The 20,657-nt window shown below is 68.8% G+C and carries 13 protein-coding genes; 6 read left to right on the forward strand and 7 right to left on the reverse strand.

The annotated features are described in order from the left end of the window. Positions 1–140 precede the first annotated feature (140 nt). A complete protein-coding gene (locus C1927_RS20905) occupies positions 141–2,288 on the reverse strand; it encodes a S46 family peptidase (RefSeq protein WP_079224345.1) in 2,148 nt (715 codons plus the stop codon). 145 nt (positions 2,289–2,433) lie between these two features. Between C1927_RS20905 and C1927_RS20910 the strand changes: the two genes are divergently transcribed. Genes C1927_RS20910 through C1927_RS21625 form a run of 3 tightly spaced genes read left to right on the forward strand, consistent with a single transcriptional unit; the run spans position 2,434 to position 6,835 of the window. Then, positions 2,434–4,122: a molecular chaperone HscC gene (locus C1927_RS20910; RefSeq protein ID WP_108747703.1), complete on the forward strand. Its 1,689-nt coding sequence runs from the start codon at positions 2,434–2,436 to the stop codon at positions 4,120–4,122. Then, positions 4,119–5,519, forward strand: a complete 1,401-nt coding sequence (locus tag C1927_RS20915; protein ID WP_108747704.1) for a hypothetical protein — start codon at positions 4,119–4,121, stop codon at positions 5,517–5,519. The genes C1927_RS20910 and C1927_RS20915 overlap by 4 nt, the downstream gene beginning before the upstream one ends. Further along, entirely contained in the window at positions 5,516–6,835 is a 1,320-nt protein-coding gene (locus C1927_RS21625) for a hypothetical protein (RefSeq protein WP_216821161.1), read from the forward strand. Before C1927_RS20915 ends, C1927_RS21625 begins: the two co-directional genes overlap by 4 nt. Before the next feature lie 18 nt (positions 6,836–6,853). On the opposite strand, the gene C1927_RS20925 is transcribed toward C1927_RS21625, so the two are convergent. From C1927_RS20925 to glyQ, 4 genes are all read right to left on the reverse strand, one after another. After that, positions 6,854–10,714 (reverse strand): translocation/assembly module TamB domain-containing protein, encoded by a 3,861-nt coding sequence (locus tag C1927_RS20925; RefSeq protein ID WP_079224353.1) that lies wholly within the window; start codon positions 10,712–10,714, stop codon positions 6,854–6,856. Beyond that, positions 10,711–12,507, reverse strand: a complete 1,797-nt coding sequence (locus C1927_RS20930; protein ID WP_079224355.1) for an autotransporter assembly complex family protein — start codon at positions 12,505–12,507, stop codon at positions 10,711–10,713. Before C1927_RS20930 ends, C1927_RS20925 begins: the two co-directional genes overlap by 4 nt. Before the next feature lie 203 nt (positions 12,508–12,710). Further along, positions 12,711–14,786, reverse strand: a complete 2,076-nt coding sequence (glyS, locus tag C1927_RS20935; RefSeq protein ID WP_108747705.1) for a glycine--tRNA ligase subunit beta — start codon at positions 14,784–14,786, stop codon at positions 12,711–12,713. An 82-nt stretch (positions 14,787–14,868) separates the two neighbouring features. Further along, positions 14,869–15,780, reverse strand: a complete 912-nt coding sequence (gene glyQ, locus C1927_RS20940) for a glycine--tRNA ligase subunit alpha (RefSeq protein WP_079224358.1) — start codon at positions 15,778–15,780, stop codon at positions 14,869–14,871. A gap of 83 nt (positions 15,781–15,863) precedes the next feature. Here glyQ and C1927_RS20945 point away from each other — a divergent pair, with 83 nt between their 5' ends. The 3 genes from C1927_RS20945 to C1927_RS20955 are packed head-to-tail and all read left to right on the forward strand — an operon-like array spanning position 15,864 to position 19,357. Then, entirely contained in the window at positions 15,864–17,693 is a 1,830-nt protein-coding gene (locus tag C1927_RS20945; protein WP_108747706.1) for a GspE/PulE family protein, read from the forward strand. After that, on the forward strand, positions 17,665–18,408 hold the full coding sequence (locus C1927_RS20950) for a glutamine amidotransferase (protein WP_079224362.1): 744 nt from the start codon (positions 17,665–17,667) through the stop codon (positions 18,406–18,408). The genes C1927_RS20945 and C1927_RS20950 overlap by 29 nt, the downstream gene beginning before the upstream one ends. A gap of 49 nt (positions 18,409–18,457) precedes the next feature. Next, positions 18,458–19,357, forward strand: coding sequence for a BPSS1780 family membrane protein (locus tag C1927_RS20955; protein WP_079225434.1), 900 nt, complete (start codon positions 18,458–18,460; stop codon positions 19,355–19,357). Between the two features lie 80 nt (positions 19,358–19,437). Here the strand turns inward: C1927_RS20955 and tatC are convergent, their stop codons facing one another. Both tatC and tatB read right to left on the reverse strand, forming a co-directional pair. After that, positions 19,438–20,187: a twin-arginine translocase subunit TatC gene (tatC, locus tag C1927_RS20960; protein ID WP_079224364.1), complete on the reverse strand. Its 750-nt coding sequence runs from the start codon at positions 20,185–20,187 to the stop codon at positions 19,438–19,440. Next, positions 20,184–20,657 carry a Sec-independent protein translocase protein TatB gene (gene tatB / locus C1927_RS20965; RefSeq protein WP_079224366.1) on the reverse strand — a complete coding sequence of 158 codons (474 nt, stop codon included), beginning with the start codon at positions 20,655–20,657 and terminating at the stop codon, positions 20,184–20,186. The genes tatC and tatB overlap by 4 nt, the downstream gene beginning before the upstream one ends.

Here is a 20,657-nt window from a genome sequence, read left to right on the forward strand (position 1 = left end):
TGGTAGGTCACGACCGTTGGTCGTGACGGGGCATCCGTGCCCACTAACAGTGGGCACCCACCAGAAGAGGTGGACGGTGTCCGTGCCCACCAACGGTGGGCACCTACCGGGAATCAATGGGCACCCACCGGCAACCGGCCTTATTCGGCCGGCACGCCCATTTCCTTCAGCAGCTCGGGCGCCGGGTAGACCTTGGCCAGCAGCCAGCGCAGGTAGCGCATGTCCACGTGCACGGCACGCTTGAAGCGCGGGTCGAACCACCAGCTGGCGCTGACCGATTCCCAGTTGCTGTCGAAGTTCAGGCCGATCAGCTCACCCTTGGCGTTGAGCACCGGCGAGCCGGAGTTGCCGCCGGTGGTGTCCAGGTTGGTCAGGAAGTTGACCGTCTGGGTCTTCAGCGCCGGGTCGGCGGTGCTGCCGAAATCGCCCTTGGCGATGGCGGCCAGCAGCGGCTTCGGTGCATCGAACGGGTAGGCGTTGGTGTTCTTTTCGACGATGCCGGCCACGGTGGTCACCGGCGAATAGGTCACGCCGTCACGCGGATGCAGCGCCTCCACCTTGCCGTAGCTGATACGCAGGGTGCGGTTGGCATCGGGGTACACCGCGCGGCCCTGCTTGGCACGCCAGGCGAACAGCGCCTGCATGTAGGCCGGGCGCAGGCGCAGCTGCTCGCCTTCGCGGGTCTTGCTCTCGTTCTCGATGCGCAGCTGCGCGGCCACCAGCGGGCCGGCCACGGCCACCAGCGGATCGGCGGCCAGGGCCTTGCCTTCGCGGGCGGCGGCGAAGCGGGACAGGCGCTGGGCCTCGTCACCCAGCTGGGTGCCGGCGTACAGGCCATCCAGGGCCTTGGCCAGCTCGGCCGGGGTGCGGCCGAAGGCGGCGTCGAACTCGGCCACGCGCTGCGCGTCCGGCAGCTGCTGGTAGCGGGTCAGCAGGCGGGTCAGCAGGGCCTTCTCGACCTCCGGTGCGTAGCGGCGCTGCACCTGCTTGAGCACGCCCTCGATCATCGCCTGGTCGCGCTGCTGGTAGCCGGTTTCGCGCTGCGCGTCCGGCTTGGCCGATTCGATGCGCAGGCGTTCCAGCAGCAGGGCCGAGCGCAGCAGCTGGGTCTGCGCGGCCATCTGGTCCAGCAGCAGGTCACGCTCGCCCACCGCCGCGCCCTGCGACAGGTTGGCCAGCAGCGCCTTGATGTCGGCCTGGTACTTGCGGTCGGTGGCGGCCAGCATGGCGGTTTCGTCGGCAGCGCGCTGGGCCTTGGCATCGCTGCGCAGCAGGCCTTCCAGCTCGCCGGCGGCGCGCTTGCGGTTGTTCTTCAGCGACTGCAGCTGCGAGGCGTAGCGGGTGCGTGCCTGCACATCGTTGGCGCTGGCCGCCTCGATGGTGTCGATCATCTGCTGGAACACCGAGACGCGGCGCGGCAGCACGGTGTCGATCTGGCCGGCGAATTCAGCCGCGGTGCGGTGGCGGTAGGTGATGCCCGGGTAACCGGCCAGCATCGCGTAATCGCCTTCCTTCGGGCCTTCCACCGACATCTGCAGGTGCGCCGGCGCCTGGTAGGGCACGTTGTCCTTGCTGTAGGCGGCCGGCTTGCCGTCCTTGCCGACGTAGGCGCGCAGCAGGGTGAAATCGCCGGTGTGGCGCGGCCACATGAAGTTGTCGATCTCGTCGCCGTAGTTGCCGATGGCGCGCGGCGGTGCGTACACCAGGCGCACGTCGCTCAGCTCCAGCTGGGCAATACGGTAGAAATCGGTGCCGTAGTACATGTTGGCCACCGAGCAGCGCACGCTGCCGTCCTTTTCGCACTCGGCCACGATCTGCTTGCTGGCCGCATCGACGGCGTCGAAGTAGGCACGGCCGGTCTTGCCGCGGGCCTGGGCCAGCACCTGGTCGGTCACCTTGTCGAAGCCGACGGTGACCAGCACGCGGAAGTCCGGGTTGGCCGGGCGCTCGTCGGCACGGCCCTGGGCGATGAAGCCGCCGTTGATGAGGTCGTGCTCGGGCGAGCTGTTGTACTGGATCACGCCCATCGCCACGTGGTGGTTGGTCAGCAGCAGGCCATCGGCGGAAACGAACGAGGCGGTGCCACCGCCGGCACGCACCACCGCGCTCAGCGGCGGCGCGGTGACGTTGGCCAGCTCGGCCGGGTTGCCCTTGAAACCGGCCGCCTGCAGCGGCTTGGCCAGCTCCGGCAGCTGGGTTGGCATCCACATGCCTTCATCGGCGTGGGCGCCTGCAGCGAGGGTCAGGCCCAGGGCCAGGGCGGCAGGAAGGGTTTTACGGGCAGGCATCGGCATTTCCGGCAGTACAGAACAGCCCGGGACCATAGCCGCTGGGGGCGGATGGGGCAACGGCCGATGGTTGGGGGCGGCGCGTTCATCGGCCGCTCGACCAGCCTACAATCGGCGCTCCATCACATGCAGTCAGGGAAGCAGCATGATCGTCGGTATCGACCTGGGCACCACCCATTCGCTGGTGGGCATCTACGAGGCAGGCGGCGGGCGGCTGTTCCCCAATGCACACGGCGAGCTGCTGACGCCCTCGGTGGTCAGCCTGGCCGATGGCGCGGTGCTGGTCGGGCAACCGGCGCGCGACCGCCTGGTCAGCCATCCGGCGCACAGCGTGGCGAACTTCAAGCGCTGGATGGGGACCGACCGGCAGACCCGCCTGGGCGACCGCAGCTTCCGGCCCGAGGAACTGTCGGCGCTGGTGCTGCGCTCGCTGCTGGCCGACGCCGAGGCCGCGCTCGGGCAGAAGGTGGAAGAGGCGGTGATCAGCGTGCCGGCGTACTTCTCCGATGCGCAGCGCAAGGCAACGCGCAGCGCCGGCGAACTGGCCGGCATCCGCGTCGAGCGCCTGATCAACGAGCCCACGGCAGCAGCGCTGGCCTATGGCCTGCAGCAGCGCGAGGGCGAAGGCCGCGTGCTGGTGCTGGACCTGGGCGGCGGCACCTTCGATGTCTCGATCCTGGAGCTGTTCGACGGGGTGGTCGAAGTCCATGCCAGTGCCGGTGACAATTTCCTGGGCGGCGAGGATTTCTCGCGCGTGCTGCTGGACGCCCTGCTGGCCGACCAGCGGCTGGACCTGGCCACGCTGGCCGCCAGCGAGAAGGCGCAGCTGCTGCGGCATCTGGAACTGTTCAAGCGCGAACTGAGCCACAGCGGCAGCAGCACGCTGGAACTGGCGCTGGGCGAGCGCAAGCTGCACTGGTCGCTGGACGAGGCGGCATTCGCCCGGCTGTGCGATCCCCTGCTGCAGCGCATGCGCGGCCCGATCGAGCGCGCCATCCGCGATGCGCGGCTGCAGCCGGACGCACTGGACGACATCGTGCTGGTCGGCGGCGCGGTACGCATGCCGATGGTCAGCCGCCTGGTCACCCGCATGTTCGGCCGGCTGCCGCTGCGCCATATCCACCCCGACCACGCCATCGCCCTGGGTGCCACCGTCGCCGCCGGCCTGAAGGGTCGCGACGAGGCCCTGCGCGAAGTGGTGCTGACCGATGTCTGCCCCTACACGCTGGGCACCCAGGTGTCGCGCCGCACCGCCGATGGGCAGTCGCGCGGAGGCTATTTCCACCCGATCATCCAGCGCAACAGCGTGGTGCCGGTCAGCCGCGAGGATCGCTTCTTCCCCATCCAGGAGCAGCAGCGCGAAGTGGTGATCGACATCTACCAGGGCGAAAGCCCGACCGTGGACCGCAACATCAAGCTGGGCGAACTGCGCGTGCCGCTCACCCATCGCGGGCCGCTGGAGGAACGCGGCGTCACCACCCGCTTCACCTACGACATCAACGGCCTGCTGCAGGTGGAAGTCACCGAGGACGCCAGCGGCCTGCGCCATGAGCTGATCCTGGAGCAGAACCCGGGCCTGCTGTCGCCCACCGAGATCCAGCAGCGCCTGGCGGCCCTGCAGGGCCTGAAGATCCACCCGCGCGACACCCAGCAGAACCTGGCCGTGGTGGCCCGCGCCGAGCGCCTGTACGAGGAATTCATCCACGACCGCGACACGCTGCAGGGCTGGCTGATGCAGTTCCGCCATGCCCTGGACGGCCAGGACCTGCACCACATCGAGCAGCAGCGCCGCGAGCTGTCCCAGGCGCTGGACATGCTGGAGCGCGATGCATGAGCTGGGGCCTGGAGGTGCTGGCGCTGGGCGAGGACGCCGACGAGCGCACGATCAAGCGCGCCTACGCGCAGCGCCTGAGGGTGACCCGCCCCGACGATGACCCGGCCGCGTTCCAGCGCCTGCATGAGGCCTACCAGGCCGCGCTTGCATGGGTGCAGCAGCGGCCGGTGCCAGTGGAAGCAGCGAGCGCCGCCAGCGCCCACGTAGCCAGCGGACCCGAACCCGCGCTCGAACCTGCGCCTGCAGCTGCACCCGCACCTGCGGACAGGGCGTTCGCCGATGCCCCACCCCCGCCCCCACAGACCGTGGACGTGGCCGCCAGCGGACACGGCATCCTGGCCCGGGCCTTGCAGCTGGAGCCTGGCCCGCTGCGCGACTGGCTGGCGCAGCAGCCCGAGCTGTGGTCGCTGTACAGCAAGCCTGCGATCGGCGAGGTGGTGCTGGCCCAGCTGTGCAACCACGTCCCGCCGCTGTCGATGGGCATCAGCGAAGTGCTTGTCGAGACCTTCGGCTGGAATGATCTGCACAGCGGCATCGACCCCTATGCGCTGCACGCGCACCGCCTGCAGATGCATCGCAGCTGGGTGGTGCAGCCGCGCAACCATGGGCGACTGGCCGAGCTGCTGCGGCAGAACGGGCTGCCTTCCACCGTCACCGGCGCGCGCGACCACCTGTCCTGGTTGTCACGCCCCTGGAAGGCCTGGCAGGCCCTGCTGACGTCGCTGCCGCCGATGCGGGGGCGCGACCTCAATCGCACGCTGGACGTGCTGTGCATCGACGATGCCACCGATGCACCCGCACCGTTGCGCGCGCAGCAGGTCGACTTCTGGCTGCGCATCGGCCAGCGCGACCGCATGAGCGTGGTGCGCGGCCTGCAGGGCCTGCTGCGCGGCATCGCCAGTGGCCTCGTCCTGTCGGCCCTGATCCTGGGGTATGGCGTGCTGAAGAGCAGCGAGCCCGACGCATGGCCCATGCAGCGTTTCGCCGAGCTTGCACTGTGGGCGCTGCTCGCGCTGACGGTGTTGGGCGCGCTGGCACCGCCCCTGCACACGCTGCTGCGCTGGCAGAGCTGCGATGAACCCGCCACACCACGCGGGCGCTACCCGCGCCTGCTGCTGATTCCGCTGCTGGCGGTGATGGCCGTGGTGCTGATCCACGTCATGGATCTGCGCATGGCCGGCACGGCACTGGCGGGGTCGGCGCTGGTACTGGCCCTGGTGCGCTTCTGGAAGCGCAGCCGCCTGGAAGTGCATTTCAACGGCTGGCTGCTGCTGGCCGCGCTGCCGCTGCTGAAGCTGACAGTCATGATGGTGGTGGTGGCCGAACTGGCCCTGGTCGCCACGCTCGTACTCTGGCTGTGGGATGGCTGGCGCAATGTGCGAGGCCAGTGGGCATGAGTGATTGGATGCAACGGCTGGGGCTGGACGCCGACGCTGACGAGCGCGCCATCAAGCGCGCCTATGCCAGGCAGCTGCGGGTCACCCGGCCCGAAGATGATCCGGTGGCGTTCCAGCAGCTGCACGAGGCCTACCAGGCCGCGTTGGCGCAGCTGGCCGGCGATGTGGAACCGCCCAGGCACAGCGCGCCGCAGGCGTCGACGCACGAGGTGGACCACGATGCCGTTGCCGCGCAGCTGGTCGAGGTGGCCGCACAGGGCGATGACGCGCTCCTGCGGCAGACCCTGCAGCAGCAACCGGAGCTGTGGTCGCTGCACGGCAAGCGTCTCATTGGCCAGGCCGTGCTGCAGCACCTGGTGAGCAACGAACCCGCCCTGCCACGCACGCGCTTCGACGTGCTCGGTGAGTGCTTCGGCTGGGATGACCCGGTACGGGGCTGGGACATGCACTGGCTCGATGCCGTGGCGCGCCGCTGCGAACAGCGCTGGCTGCTGTCACCGGACGGTGCGGGTGCGCTGGCGGTCCGCTACTCAGGCATCAGCGACACCCTGCTGGTGCCCGGCAGCGATGTGCTGCCCAGCCTGCGCGAACCGCGCCCGGCCTGGCGCAACCTGCTGAGCACCCTGCAGCCGTCGCGCGCGCACCAGGCGATCAACCTGCTGGCGGCGCTGGGCTACTGGCACGACCTGCGCCTGCCACCGGGCCTGGATGCCGGGCAGGTGGCGTTCTGGTCACGCTTCGGGCGCGAGGGCGACGCCATCCATTGGCAGGCCGGCGGCCTGCGCACGTTGCTGGTGGCACTGGCCCTGGGGCTGCTCTGTACCTGGGGCGTGGTCGCCAGCTGGCCGCTGCCCGCCTCGTCCGATGGCCTGCTGGACGGAGGCCAGCGCGCGGCGCTGCTCATCGCGGTTGCGGTGCTGCTGGCCCCGGTGCTGTGGCTCAGCTCCATGGTGCTGCGTGCGATCGTGCGCTGGCAGTCCCTGCCGGAGCACGCTGCAACGGTCCTGCCGGGGCTGCGCATACTGGCCATTCCGCTGGCGGTCGCGGCGGTGATGGGTGCGTTCCACCTCGCACTGCGCAGCACCACCGAGGTTCCCTTCACCGCGCTGCTCGTGCTGCTGGTGGACAGCGCCGTGGTGCTGCGCATGGCCCGCCAGCGCTTCGTGAAGCGCTGCGCGCCGGCCGGAGAGGAGGCCGGCGGCGCAGGCATGATGATCGCCATCCTGCTGATCGTGCCCGCGCTGGTGGTGGCCCTGGTCTACTGGGCCAAGGACCTGCACGCCCACCGCGACCAACTGCGCTGGTTCAACCGTTGATCGCAGCCGGCGACAGGGTCATTTCTCGCGGCGCCAGTTCAGCGAGCCGCGGTTTTCCACCGTGCTCGACTCCACTTCCACGTCGAAGCCGCGGCGCAGCAGGTACTTCAGGGTCAGCACCGAACCGGCGCCCACCATCGACACGCCGTAGCCGACGTACAGCTTGGGCGAGATGTACTTGCCAAAACCGATCACCGAACCGCCCAGCGCGCGCGACTGGCTCACGCCGGCATCGTCCAGGCCCAGTTTCGCGCCCAGCTGCGAGGCCAGCAGGCCGCTGCCGGCCGACAGCGCCGCCGAGGCCGCGGTGACCTGCTGGGTCTGGTCGGTACTGGCGTTGGTCAGGCTGCGGCCCAGCACCAGGTAGGCCAGCGCTTCGGACTGCGACATCGCCGGGTCCGACCACACGTCCGCGCGCGGCTGCTGCGCGCGCCCGGTCACGTCGATGCCGGCGGTGACATCACCGATGCGGCGTTCGGCGCGGATGTTGATGCGCGGATCGGAGACGGCGTTGTAGTTCCAGTTGAGGTTGCCGCGGGTGATGGTCAGGTCCTGGCCATAGGCCTTGTAGCGGCCGCTCACCTCAAGCCCGCCGTTGGCGGTCATCTCGCGGCCGGGCTTGGCCCACACCTGCATCTTGCCGGTCAGCCCGCCCTTCAGGCCGAAGCCGGTCATCTTCACCTTGTCGCCCAGGCTCACCGTCAGGTCCATGTCCAGCGGCGAGGTGCGCGACTCCTCCGGGTCGGCCGGGTCCAGCACCACCACGTCCTCGGACACCGAGGTGCCACGGTCCAGGCGCTCCAGGTCGATATCGGCCTCGGGCACGTTGACGGTGCCGCGCAGCTCCATCGCCGCCTTGGCCAGGGTGAAGTCGAGATCGGGGTTGGCGACGATGCGCAGTTCGCTGGTATTGGACACCAGCACGTTCTCGCCGTGGATCTTCAGCTGCAGCGGCTGCGCATCGCCGAACCAGGACAGGCCACCGTCGACGTACAGCGTGCCCTGGCCCGAATTGGCCTGCGCGGTGATCTTGGCCGAGCCATCGGGCTGGGCCACGAAGCTGCCCTTGCCCTGGTCGAAGGTCAGGCCCAGCGCCGGGAACTCGCCCTTGAAGTTGCTCAGCGTGGCATCGCCCCCCAGCGAAGGCTGGCCGCGCGTGCCGCGCAGGCTCACGTGGCCTTCGATCAGGCCGGTGGGGCGCACGATGTCCGGCGAGAACAGCTCCAGCCAGTACAGCCGCGACATGTTGAGGTAGAGCTCGCCGTTCAACGGCGCGCTGGCCTCCCAGCCGGTCTGCATCTTCGCATCGACGAAGCCGTTGCCCTGGAAGCCCAGGCCGAGGTAGCCCTTGATGCTGGCCGGGGTCATGTCCAGCTTCAGCGAGAACTGGTCATAGCGCACCAGTTCGCCGCGGGTGCTGTCGGTGCCGGCGTTGCGGATCTCGCCCAGGCGCACGCCGCCTTCCTTCGAGCGCACTTCCACGTGGCCTTCCCACGCATTGGCGCGCGGGCGGATCTGCGCGTCCAGGCTGACATCGCCACGCAGGTAGATGCGGCGGCCGGACTGCGGCGGCAGCCACGGCTGCACCAGCGACAGCGGCAGCGCGTCACTGCGCACCACCACGCCCTCGCGCGGCCAGTTGGCCTGCGCGCACAGCGCACCACCGCCGGTGGTGGCCAGGCAGGCTTCGGACAGCGTGTAGGTGCCGCCGTTGATGGCGAAGGTCGCCGGCGCCCGCAGCGACCACGCATCGCCCTTCATCGGTGCGATGCGCAGCGCGGCCAGTTCCCCGCGCCACTGCGTGCCCTGCTGGCGCACGCTGCCCTGCAGGTCGATCGCGCCCATCTCGTTGCGCGTCTGTGCGGCCAGGCGCAGGTTGGAAACACTGCCCTGCGCATCCACGTTCAAGCGCTCCAGCAGCATGCCCGCGTTGACCTGCTGGCCCTGCACGGCCAGCGTGCCGCTGTCGCCACGCCACGGCAGGTGGCCCTTGATGCTCAGGCTTTCGGCGCCGTAGCCATCCCAGTTGAGGTTGTTGCCGACCAGGTCGGCGGTGATGTCCGGCGCATCGCGCGGGCCCTTCACCTGCACTTGGCCGCGCAGGCCGCCATCGGCGCCGGGCAGCAGATCGCTCAGCTGCAGCGGCTCGAAGCGTGCGTCGATGTCCAGGCGGTCACCCACCTTGCCCGACGCGGTCACCCGGCTGCTGCCCACGGTCAGCTTCAGCTCGCCCTGGCCCTGTTCGCCCTGCAGGGCGAACTTGCCCTGCGCGTCGACGTTGCGCTGGCGCAGCGTGCCCTTCAGCGACGGCAGGTCCACCGTCGCCTGCAGCGTGCCGGTGGTACCGGCCGGTGCATTGGCCGGCGGCGGCAGCTGCTGGCCCTTGGAGGCAAAGTTGCCGGACAGCCGCCCATTCCAGCCCGGCACGAAATAGCCCGGGTCGAAGTCCTTCAGCGTCGCCTTGGCATCCCAGTCCAGCTGCGGCGACCAGGCCACCTGGCCTTCCACCTGCAGCTGCCCGCCCGGGGTCTGTGCCTGCAGCTGGTGGATCTGTGCGGCCTTGTCGTTGCCACGCACGTCGAAGCGCAGCTGTGCCTTCTGTTCCTCGCGCTGCACGTCGGCACGGCCGATCGCGGCCCAGGCCTGCAGCGTGCCGGCCAGGCCGAAGCGCGCTTCTTTCAGCGTCACCGGCACCGGTGCGCTGCCGGCGGTGTTCGGGTCCGGCGCCGGCACCCAGGTCAGGTTCTGCGCGATCACCGAGAAATTGAGTTTCTGCTGGTCTTCCTGGCTGAAATCAGCAGTGCCTTGCAGGCGTGCTTCGCCGCCCAGGCCCTTCACCACCAACGGCGAGACCTTCAGCACCTGGTCCTGCAGCGAAACCACCGACGGTGCCAGCTCCAGTTCCTGCTCGCCCTGCTTCACCCGGCCGTGCAGGTTGGCGTTGCCGCCCTTGCCTGAGGCGGTGAAATCCAGCGCCAGCGGCGCGATGCCCGAGGTCGCCAGCGCCGGCGACAGCAGTGCCAGGTCCAGCTCGTCGCTGCGGACCGTGGCATTCCAGGTCGGGTCGGTGCGGCCGTCGAACACCAGCATCGCCTTCAGCGGCTGCGGTGCACGGCCGGCCACGGCCACTTCCATGTGCGCCAGGTCGCCACGCGCCACCAGGCCCAGGGTCGCGGCGGTGCGTCCACGCGGTGCCGGCAGCACGGCCGTCACGGTCACGTCGGTGTCGTAATCCTTGGCCGGGATGTAGCGGCCCTGCGCGGTGAAATCGCCCATGTCGCTGGCCACGACCAGCTGCCGGGCCTGGAATTCACCATTGGCGATCTCGATGCCGCCGCGCACGCGGCTGATGTCGATCACCGGTTCGTTGGCCTGGCTGATGCGGAACCCATCGATGGCGATGACATCGGCCTGGATCGCCAGCGGCATCTCGATCTGCGGCAGCGAATCGGGCCACGACGGCAGCTTGAACGGCTCATCGCTCTTGGCCAGGTTGAGCGTGGCGTTGGTCAGTTCCAGCTTGTCCAGCTGCAGCTTGCGGCCCAGCAGCGGGCGCAGGTCCGGCTCCAGGTGCGCGCGTTCGGCGTGGAAGTGGATGTCGTCGTAGCGGAAATCGACGTTGTACATGGTCAGCGGCCCGGCCACCGGGCCGTCCGCTTTGTCCCAGGTGAAGCTGGCGCCCACCGGCAGGCGCGCCACCACCTGGGCCAGCAGCACATCGCGGCCGGCCACGGTCTGCAGCAGCCAGTACACGGCCAGCAGTGCCAGCAGCACCAGGCCGATCACGCCCACGCCCGACCATGCCCAGAAACGGCGGCGGCGGTAGAAACGCACGCGCGGCGGCGGCGGAGTGCGGGTGTCCGGGGTCTGCGCGCTCACAGGTCCGCTCCGATGTTCAGGTACAGCTGGAACTGCGAATCAGGGTTGTTCAGGCCGTGCGCGATGTCCACGCGCACCGGCCCCACCGGCGATTTCCAGCGCACGCCGAAGCCCACGCCGGTATGCAGGTCGATGGTGTTGTCGAACGCGCTGCCGGTGTCGACGAACACCGCCGCGCCCCACGGGCCACCCTTGAAGTAATGCTCGTACTCGGCCGAGCCGACCACCAGGTTCTTCGCGCCGAGCGCGTACTTGTCCGGGGCCGGCGTGCGCGGGCCCACTTCACGGAAGGCATAGCCGCGGATGCTGCGGTCGCCACCGGCGAAGTATCGCAGGCTCGGCGGCATCGCCACCAGGTCACTGGTCCAGGTGGTACCGCCTTCACCACGCAGGATCAGGCGATCGCTCTGGCCCACCGGGATGTACCAGCGCAGCACCGCGTTGGCCTGCACGAAGCTGGTATCCGAACCGGCGCCCTCGATGCCGCCGCGCAGGGTGGCGGTGCCGCTGATGCCGCTGCGCGGGAACAGCGGATCGTCGACGTTGACGTAGTCGGCGACCAGCTGCGGGTACACCAGGGTCGAGGTGTTGTAGACCGCATTGGTGAACTCGGTGCCCGAGGCGTAGCGCCAGCGCTCGCGCAGGGCGTTCATCGAGGCGATGGCGGTCCAGTACTCGTTGATCTGCCCGCTGCGGCTGGCGATCAGCTTGAAGTTGCGCAGGTCGATGTAGTCGGTCTGCTCGTCGTAGGCACTTGCGGTGAACCCGTACCAGCCATCGAGCCACTTGAACGCCGGCACGCGGTAGGTGCTGGTCAGGCTCTTGCGCTTCTGCGCATAGTCCAGCTGGGTGTTCATCTTGTGGCCGCGGCTGTTCACGTAGCGCCGCTCGATGCCGCCGCGCACACCCGCGCCACTCTCGCTGCCGTAGCTCAGGCCCGAGGTGTAGATGGTGCGCTTGGCCCGGGTCAGCTTCACGTCCACCGGCACTTCGCCGTTCTCATCGGCCTGGTCGGGCCGCGGCTGGATGTCGATCACGCTGAAGTAATCGAGCTTGGTCAGCGACTCGCGCAGGCGGTCCAGCTTGCCTTCGTGGAAGTAGCTGCCCTGTTCCCAGTACACCAGCGGGTCGAACAGCTTGTCGACGAAGTAGTCCTGTTCGAACGTCACCGGGCCCATGTTGTAGCGGCGGCCGCTGTCCCAGGTCAGGTCGATGTCGGCAGCGTTTTCCGCGCGGGTGACCTGCACCTGGCGCTGGGTGTAGTCGGCATCGAAGTAGCCACGCTCGGCCAGGCGCCGGGTGATGGTGATCTTGCTGGCTTCGTACTGGGTGTGTTCGAAGCGCTGGCCCTTGCGCGGCTTGAATGCGGCCAGGTCATCCTGCAGGTACTGGTCGTACATGGCAGGGCCGGTGATGTCGATGTGCTCGCGGCGCACGCGCACCGGCTCGCCCTTCTCCACCCGGATATGCACCTGCACGCGCTCGTCCTGGCGGGGCGCTTCCACGGTGATCACCGGGTTGTAGTAGCCAAACGGCTCCAGCGCCTCGCGGGTCTGCCGCTCGGCCTGCGACAGCAGGTATTCCAGCCGCGACTCGCCCTGTTCCTTGCCGATGGTGTCGTACAGCGTCAGCGATTCCTGGATGTTCTCGATGATCGCGGCGTCGTCGCCCTTGTCCAATCCCTTGATGTCCACCTTGTCGATGGTGCCGCGCGCATGGGCCACGGACGTGGTGGCCAGGGTCAGGACCATCAGCGGGAGGGCGTATTTCTTTGGCTGCATGCGGCACAGCATACCGACCGCGCGTGACGATGCGAAATGCAGCGCACGAATGGGGATCGGTTGTTAAGTGGCAGTCAAAATGCGCGTCTTTATGCGCCTCATCTGCACGAAAAACGGTAGTGCCGGCCGCTGGCCGGCAACCGTGGGACATGCCGGCCAGCGGCCGGCGCTACCCACCCATCCATCCACGCCATGCGTGGATAGGCGCACCCCGATCAGCTCGACAGGTGCTCGATCGCCGCCACCTTGCCCAGGCGCTCGCCCAGCATCGTCAACAGCGCCAGGCGGTTGCCACGCAGGGCCGGGTCTTCGGCATTGACCATCACGCCATCGAAGAACGCATCGACCTGCGGGCGCAGGCGGGCCAGGCGCGCCAGCACGGCCACGTAGTCCTTCTGGTGCAGGCTGGCGCCGGTGTCGTCGATGGCCGCGGTGACCGCTTCGGCCAGCGCGCGCTCGGCGTCTTCCTGCAGCAGCGATGCGTCGATCTGGCCCGGAATGTCGCCCTCCGCCTTGCGCAGGATGTTGCGGATGCGCTTGTTGGCCGCGGCCAGCGCCTCGGCTTCCGGCAACGCGGCGAAGGTGCCGATTGCGTCGAGGCGGCGGTCGAAGTCATACAGCGAGGCCGGCTTCAGCTCGGCCACCGCGTTGAAGTGCGTGGCCGGCACGCCCTTGTCGCTGTAGTAGCCCTTCAGGCGGTCGAGGATGAAGTCGTACAGCTCAGCCACGTCGGCCTGCACGTTGCGCGCGGCCAGGCCGGCGTTGGCGCTGGCCAGCAGTGCGCGCAGGTCCAGCTCGAAGCCGCTCTCGATGATCGTGCGGGCCAGGCCCAGCGCGTTGCGGCGCAGGGCGAACGGGTCCTTGTTGCCGGTCGGCTTCAGGCCCGCGGCAAAACCGCCGGCCAGCGTATCGACGCGTTCAGCAATCGCCAGCACCTTGCCCAGCACCGACAGGGCGATGTCATCGCCACCGAAGCGCGGCTGGTAGGCCTCGTCGATGGCCAGCGCCACCTCGGGCGATTCACCACCGGCCACGGCGTAGTGGCGGCCGGCGATGCCCTGCAGTTCCGGGAACTCATTGACCATGCGCGACTGCAGGTCGTTCTTGGCCAGCTGGGCGGCACGCTTGGCCAGCACCGGGTCGGCACCGACCTGCGCCGCGATCACTTCGGCCAGCGCCGACACGCGCGCCACCTTGTCGGCCACGCTGCCCAGCTTGGCCTGGTAGGTCACCGTCTTCAGGCCCTCGCCCATCGACTCCAGGCCCTGCTTCAGGTCTTCGTCGAAGAAGAACTTGGCATCGGCGAAGCGCGGGCGGATCACGCGCTCGTAGCCCTTGGCCACTTCGGCCACGTCCTTCGATTCGATATTGGCGATGCCGATGAACTTCTCGGTCAGCTTGCCGCTGTCATCCAGCACCGGGAAGAACTTCTGGTTGATCTCCATCGTCTCGATCAGCGCTTCCTGCGGCACGGCCAGGAACGCGCGCTCGAAGCTGCACAGCACCGCCGCCGGCCATTCGACCAGGTTCACCACCTGCTCCAGGTTGTCCTCGGTGATGCGGGCGCTGCCACCGGCCTGGCCGGCAGCGGCCTCGACCTCGGCCACGATGCGCTCACGGCGCTCGGCCGGGCCGACCAGCACCTTGGCCGCGCGCAGCGATTCCACGTAATCCTGCGGCTGGCTCAGCCACACGGTCTTGTCATGGTGGAAGCGGTGGCCGCGGCTCATGCGGTCGGCCTTCAGGCCGAACAGCTCGGCGTCCACCACGTCGTTGCCGTGCAGCAGCACCAGCCAGTGCGCCGGGCGGGCGAAGCCCCAGTCGTGGTCGCCCCAGCGCATCGGCTTGGGAATCGGCATCGCGGCGATGGCCTCGCGCAGGATCTCCGGCAGCAGCGCAGCGGTGCGCGCACCCGGGCTCACCGCACGGTGGACGAAGCGCTCACCCTTGTTGTCGCTGGTCTTTTCCAGCGCAGTCCAGTCGATCCCGGCCTTGGCCGCGAAGCCCTGCAGGGCCTTGGTCGGCTGGCCTTCGGCGTCCAGCGCGATGTTCAGGTACGGGCCCAGCACTTCGCTGCGCTGTTCGGGCTGTTCCAGGCCGACGCCGGGCAGCAGCACGGCCAGGCGGCGCGGGGTCGACAGCGGGCGGGCATCGCCCAGTTCCAGTTCAACGCCACGCTTGCGCAGGCCGTCGACAACGCCATCGAAGAAGGCCTGGGCCAGGCCCGGCAGCGCCTTGACCGGCAGCTCCTCGGTGCCCAGTTCGATCAGCAGGGGGGACAGTTGGCTCATCGTTTCAATCCTGTGGTGGGGGCGCAGCGCGCGACGCGGCCGGCGCCCCGGGGCAATGGGGTGTTGGAAAGCAGCGCGGCCGTCAGGCCTTCTTCGCGCCCGGGAAACCCAGCTTTTCGCGCTGCTCGTAGTAGGCCTTGGCCACCGCCTGGGCCAGCGCGCGCACGCGCAGGATGTAGCGCTGGCGTTCGGTCACGCTGATCGCGCGGCGCGCATCGAGCAGGTTGAAGGTGTGGCTGGCCTTCATCACCTGTTCGTAGGCCGGCAGCGGCAGGTTCACTTCCACCAGCTTCTGCGCCTCGCGCTCGCATGCGTCGAAGCGGTGGAACATTTCTTCCACGTCGGCGTGTTCGAAGTTGTAGGTGCTCTGCTCCACCTCGTTCTGGTGGTACACGTCGCCGTAGGTCACCGGCTGGCCGTCCGGGCCGTAGGTCCAGACCAGGTCATAGACGTTGTCGCAGTTCTGCAGGTACATGCACAGGCGCTCGAGACCGTAGGTGATCTCGCCCAGCACCGGGCGGCACTCCAGGCCACCGGCCTGCTGGAAGTAGGTGAACTGGGTCACTTCCATGCCGTTGAGCCAGACTTCCCAGCCCAGGCCCCAGGCGCCCAGCGTCGGCGATTCCCAGTTGTCCTCGACGAAGCGCAGGTCGTGCACCAGCGGGTCGATGCCCAGCGCCTTCAGCGAATCCAGGTACAGCTGCTGGATGTTGTCCGGCGCCGGCTTCATCGCCACCTGGTACTGGTAGTAGCGCTGCAGGCGGTTCGGGTTCTCGCCATAGCGGCCGTCGGTGGGGCGGCGCGAAGGCTGCACGTAGGCCGCGTTCCAGCCTTCCGGACCGATCGCACGCAGGAAGGTGGCCGGGTGGAACGTCCCGGCGCCCACCTCCAGGTCGAGCGGCTGGATGAGCACGCAGCCCTGCTGGGCCCAGAACTGGTTCAGGGTCTGGATCAGGCCCTGGAAGGTGATCGGAACGGTCGGGGTCGCGGACATGCGGACGATTCTTGGCCGGCAGAGGGGTGCGCTAGTATAACGGCCGACCTGCGGGGCATTCCGTACCCGGGAGGAGCAGGCAGATGGAACACCGGCTGCCGGCAGGCACGCCCGGGGCACCGCCCCCGTTGCCGCCAGGGCGCCTGCAGTTCGAGCAGGTGGCCGCTGCCGCACTGGCCGATGGCCTGATCGCCGAGCGTGACCGCGACCGCGTGCGCTTTTCGGCACAGGGCGCGCGCAACGCCAGCGAAGTACACCCGCTGGTGCTGCTGTCCAACCTCAAGCTGACCGCCAGCGAGGGCGGCGAGCTGAACCTGGAACGCCTGACCGAATGGCTGGCCCGGCGCACCGGCTGCCGCTACCTGCGCATCGACCCGACCCGCGTCGACGTCGCCTCGGTCACCGCCGTGGCCTCGCACGCCTATGCCCGCCGCCACCGTTTCCTGCCGCTGGCGGTGGATGCCGAGCGCGTGCTGGTGGCCACCAGCGAGCCGCTGGCCCAGGAATGGCGCCGCGACCTGCAGCACCTGACCCGGCGCCAGATCGAGCTGGCGATGGTCAATCCGCTCGACCTGCACCGCTACACGATGGAGTTCTTCGGGGTCACGCGCTCGGTGCGCGGGGCCCGCGGCGACGTGCGCGGCGAAGCCAACACCACCCTGCCCAGCTTCGAGCAGCTGGTCGAGCTCGGCCGGGCCGGTGATGTCAACGCCGATGACCAGCACATCGTCCACATCGTCGACTGGCTGCTGCAGTACGCCTACGAACAACGCGCCTCGGACATCCACCTGGAGCCGCGCCGCGAGATGGGGCGCATGCGCTTCCGCATCGATGGCGTGCTGCACAAGGTGTTCGAGGTGCCAGCGGCGGTGATGACCGCCGTGGTCAGCCGCATCAAGGTGCTCGGCCGCATGGACCTGGCCGAGCGCCGGCGCCCGCAGGACGGCCGCATCAAGACCCGTTCGCCGGGTGGCCGCGAAGTCGAAATGCGCCTGTCGACCATGCCCACCGCCTTCGGCGAGAAGTGCGTGATGCGCATCTTCGACCCGGACGCGGCCTTCAAGAGCATCGACCAGCTCGGCTTCAGCCCGCAGGAGGCGGCCGGCTGGAGCGCCCTGGTCGAGCGCCCGCACGGCATCGTGCTGGTCACCGGCCCCACCGGTTCGGGCAAGACCACCACCCTGTATTCCACCCTGAAGCGGCTGGCCACGCCGGACGTGAACGTGTGCACGGTGGAGGACCCGATCGAGATGATCTCGCCGGAGTTCAACCAGATGCAGGTGCAGGCCAACATCGACCTGGACTTCGCCAGCGGCGTGCGCACCCTGCTGCGGCAGGACCCGGACATCATCATGATCGGCGAGATCCGCGACCTGGAGACCGCGCAGATGGCGGTGCAGGCCTCGCTGACCGGCCATCTGGTGCTGTCCACCCTGCACACCAACGATGCGGCTTCGGCCATCACCCGACTGCTCGACATCGGCGTGCCGCATTACCTGCTGGCCAGCACCATCAACGGCATCCTGGCCCAGCGCCTGGTGCGCACCCTGTGCCCGCACTGCAAGCAGCCGCACACCCTCGGGCCCTCCGATTGGGCGGTGCTGGCTGATAGCCATGCTGCATATCCAGATGCCGCCACGCCCTGTCGGCCGGTCGGTTGCCTGGAGTGCCGGCGCACCGGTTTCCTCGGCCGCATCGGCCTGTATGAGTTGCTGCCATTGGGTTCGCGGCTGCGCAGGCTGATCCGCGCGGACATGGATCTGGCCACGTTCGGCCGTGCCGCACAGGCTGAAGGACTGCGAACCCTGCGCCAGGCGGGGCTTGAAAAGGTGGCGCAGGGGCTGACTACAATCGAGGAAGTCCTGTCAGTCCTGCCGCCCCCGGATGAATCCAGCCCCGTTCCTGATCCTTGAAACCGGCCGCCCGGTGCCGTCCCTGCGGCGCTACGGTCGCTTTCCGCACTGGATCCGCGTCGCCGCCGGGCTGGAAGAACACGAAACGGTGGTGGTCGACGTCGAGCACGGCGACCACCTGCCCGACGCCCGCGCCTTTGCCGGCGTGCTGGTGACCGGCTCGGCCGCCTACGTCACCGACCATGCCGAGTGGAGCGAGCGCAGCGCCGCCTGGCTGCGCCAGGTGGCCCACGATGGCCTGCCGGTGTTTGGCATCTGCTACGGCCACCAGCTGCTGGCGCATGCGCTCGGCGGCGAAGTGGCCTACAACCCGGCCGGGCGCGAGTCGGGCACGATCGAACTGGCGCTGGACCCGGCCGCCGCCGAGGATCCCCTGTTCGGCGGCCTGCCCAGCCACTTCCCGGCCCACGCCACCCACCTGCAGACCGTGCTGCGCGCGCCCGAGGGCGCCGCCGTGCTGGCGCGCTCGCCGCTGGATGGCTGCCATGCCTTCCGCTGGGGCCGCCAGGCCTGGGGCGTGCAGTTCCACCCCGAGTTCGCCACCCACCACATGCGTGGCTACATCCGCGCCCGCGCCGACTGCATCGGCCGCCACGGCGGCTGCGCACGCAGCATCGAGCGCGCGGTCAGCGCCGCGCCCCTGGCCCGCCAGCTGTTGCGCCGCTTCGTCCGCCAGGCCCGGTCTTCAGGTGCGGCCGGCGCAAAACAGGGATAATCCGCGACAGTAGGGCCGCGTGCCCTCCACCTGATCCCTTCGGATGTCCATGAAAGAGATTCGCAAACTGCCAGCTTCATCGGGCGCCCAATGGTTGCTGGACACTTTCACCATGTACGGTCGCGCGCCGCTGCAGCTGGCACGGCTCGGCCTCCTCGGAATGGCTGTCACCTGGCTGGCAACCCTGCTGGCGGTGCTGTTGCCCAGCGTCATCGGCCTGGTGGTACAGGTCCTGTCACTGGCCATCGCACCCCTGCTGATCGGCGGAATGCTGTACGCCGTGGGCGAGATCGACCATGGTCGCGAGGCAACGGCGTCGCACCTGCTGCAGCCGATCCGCAACCACCGCGTCAGCCACCTGCTGGTGCCGATGGCGATCTACGCGCTGGCCATCATCCTGCTGGGCGCGCTGCTGTACTTCATGATCGGCGCTGAGGGCTTCAAGGCCTTTGGTGATGTCTGGGGACAGATGCAGGAAGTGGCCAGGAGTGGCCAGCCCATGAGCGAACAGCAGACCATGGCGCTGATGGCCGACCTGCCAGTCAAGCGCATCCTGCTGTGGCTGGTGCTGGTGACCGTCGCGCTGGTGGCGCTGGTGATGGCCATGTTCACCCAGCCGGCACTGGTGGTGTTCGACCGGCAGAGCGGCATGCACGCGCTGCGCCTGAGCCTGCAGGGCTGCATCGAGAACATCGGCGCGGTGCTGGTGTTCAGCGTGCTGGGCCTGATCACCCTGTTCTTCGCCTACCTCGGCCTCACCATCCTCACCGCCATCGCGATATACGTGGCTGGGCCGATGTTCGCTGCATTCGTCGGCCAGGTCATCACCTATACGGTGTTCCTGCCGCTGTACATGGGCGCGATCTACGCGGCCTGGAAGCAGATGTTCGCGCACCGCGGCCGCGTGCAGGAAACAGCCGACACCGGCAGCGACGTCTTCCACGCCTGACCTGCACCTGGGTAGATCCACGCCATGCGTGGATGAAACGGACCAACGCGCAACGCCGGGCCATGCCCGGCGTTCCCCTATCAGGCTGCGGGCTTCTTCACCACTGAAGACGGCACCAGCCAGCGCGCGGCGTGGATGCCCAGCTCGTACAGCAGGCACATCGGGATCGCCAGCATCAGCTGCGACACCACGTCCGGCGGGGTCAGCACCGCCGCCAGCACGAAGATGCCGACGATCGCGTAGCCACGGCCTTCCTTGAACTGCTGCGGCGTCACCCAGCCCAGCAGCACCAGGATCACCATCGCCACCGGCAGCTCGAAGCTGCCACCGAAGGCGAAGAAGATCGCCAGCACGAAGTCCAGGTAGGCGTTCGCGTCCGGGGTGATCGCGATCACTTCCGGGCTGAAGGTGGTGAGGAAGTGGAACACCGCCGGCAGCACCAGGAAGTAGGCGAACGCACAGCCGGTGTAGAACAGCAGCACCGACGACACCAGCAGCGGCACCGCCAGGCGCTTCTCGCGCGCGTACAGGCCCGGTGCGACGAAGGCCCACAGCTGGTACAGCAGCCACGGCACGGCCACGAACAGGGCGACGAAGCAGGTCAGCTTCAGCGGCGCGAAGAAGGCACCGGCCGGGTTGGTGGCGATCATCGTCTGCCCGTTCGGCAGCTGCGACACCAGCGGTTCGGCCAGCGTGTTGTAAAGCTTCTGGGTGAACGGCAGCAGGCCCAGCAGCACCACGCCAAAGCCCAGCAGTGCGCGGATCAGGCGCGCGCGCAGTTCAACCAGGTGCTCGACCAGCGAGCTTTCGCCGAAATCATGTTCGCTCATGGCTGGCGCTCCGGCGGAACGGGCGCATCGGCCATGTGGTTGGCGGGCGCATCCGCGGAAACGTCGGTAGAGGTGGGCGGCATCGAACCGCCGTCCTGCGCCGCTGCGGGCACCGCGGGGTCTTCTGCCAGGTGCGGCGGCGTCTGCGCCGGGGCCGGCGCGCGCACTTCCCGGGCCAGGTCATCGCCCTGCTGCTGTGCTTCGCTCGCCTCGCGGCGCACCGCTTCGCCGCTGGCACGCAGCTGGTTTTCGGTGTCCTGCATGCCCTGCCGCACGTCCTGCATGTGCCGCTTGATCTCCTCGGCCTGCAGTTCGCGCTCCAGTTCCTGCTTCACTGAATCCCACTGGTTGCGGGCGCGACGCACCCACAGGCCGGCGAAGCGGGCCGCCTTGGGCAGGCGCTCGGGACCGAGCACCACCAGGGCGACCACTGCAATCACCAGCAGTTCGCTGAAACCAATATCAAACAC

The sequence above is a fragment of the Stenotrophomonas sp. ZAC14D1_NAIMI4_1 genome, from assembly GCF_003086775.1.
In the GTDB taxonomy this organism is placed as follows: Bacteria; Pseudomonadota; Gammaproteobacteria; order Xanthomonadales; family Xanthomonadaceae; genus Stenotrophomonas.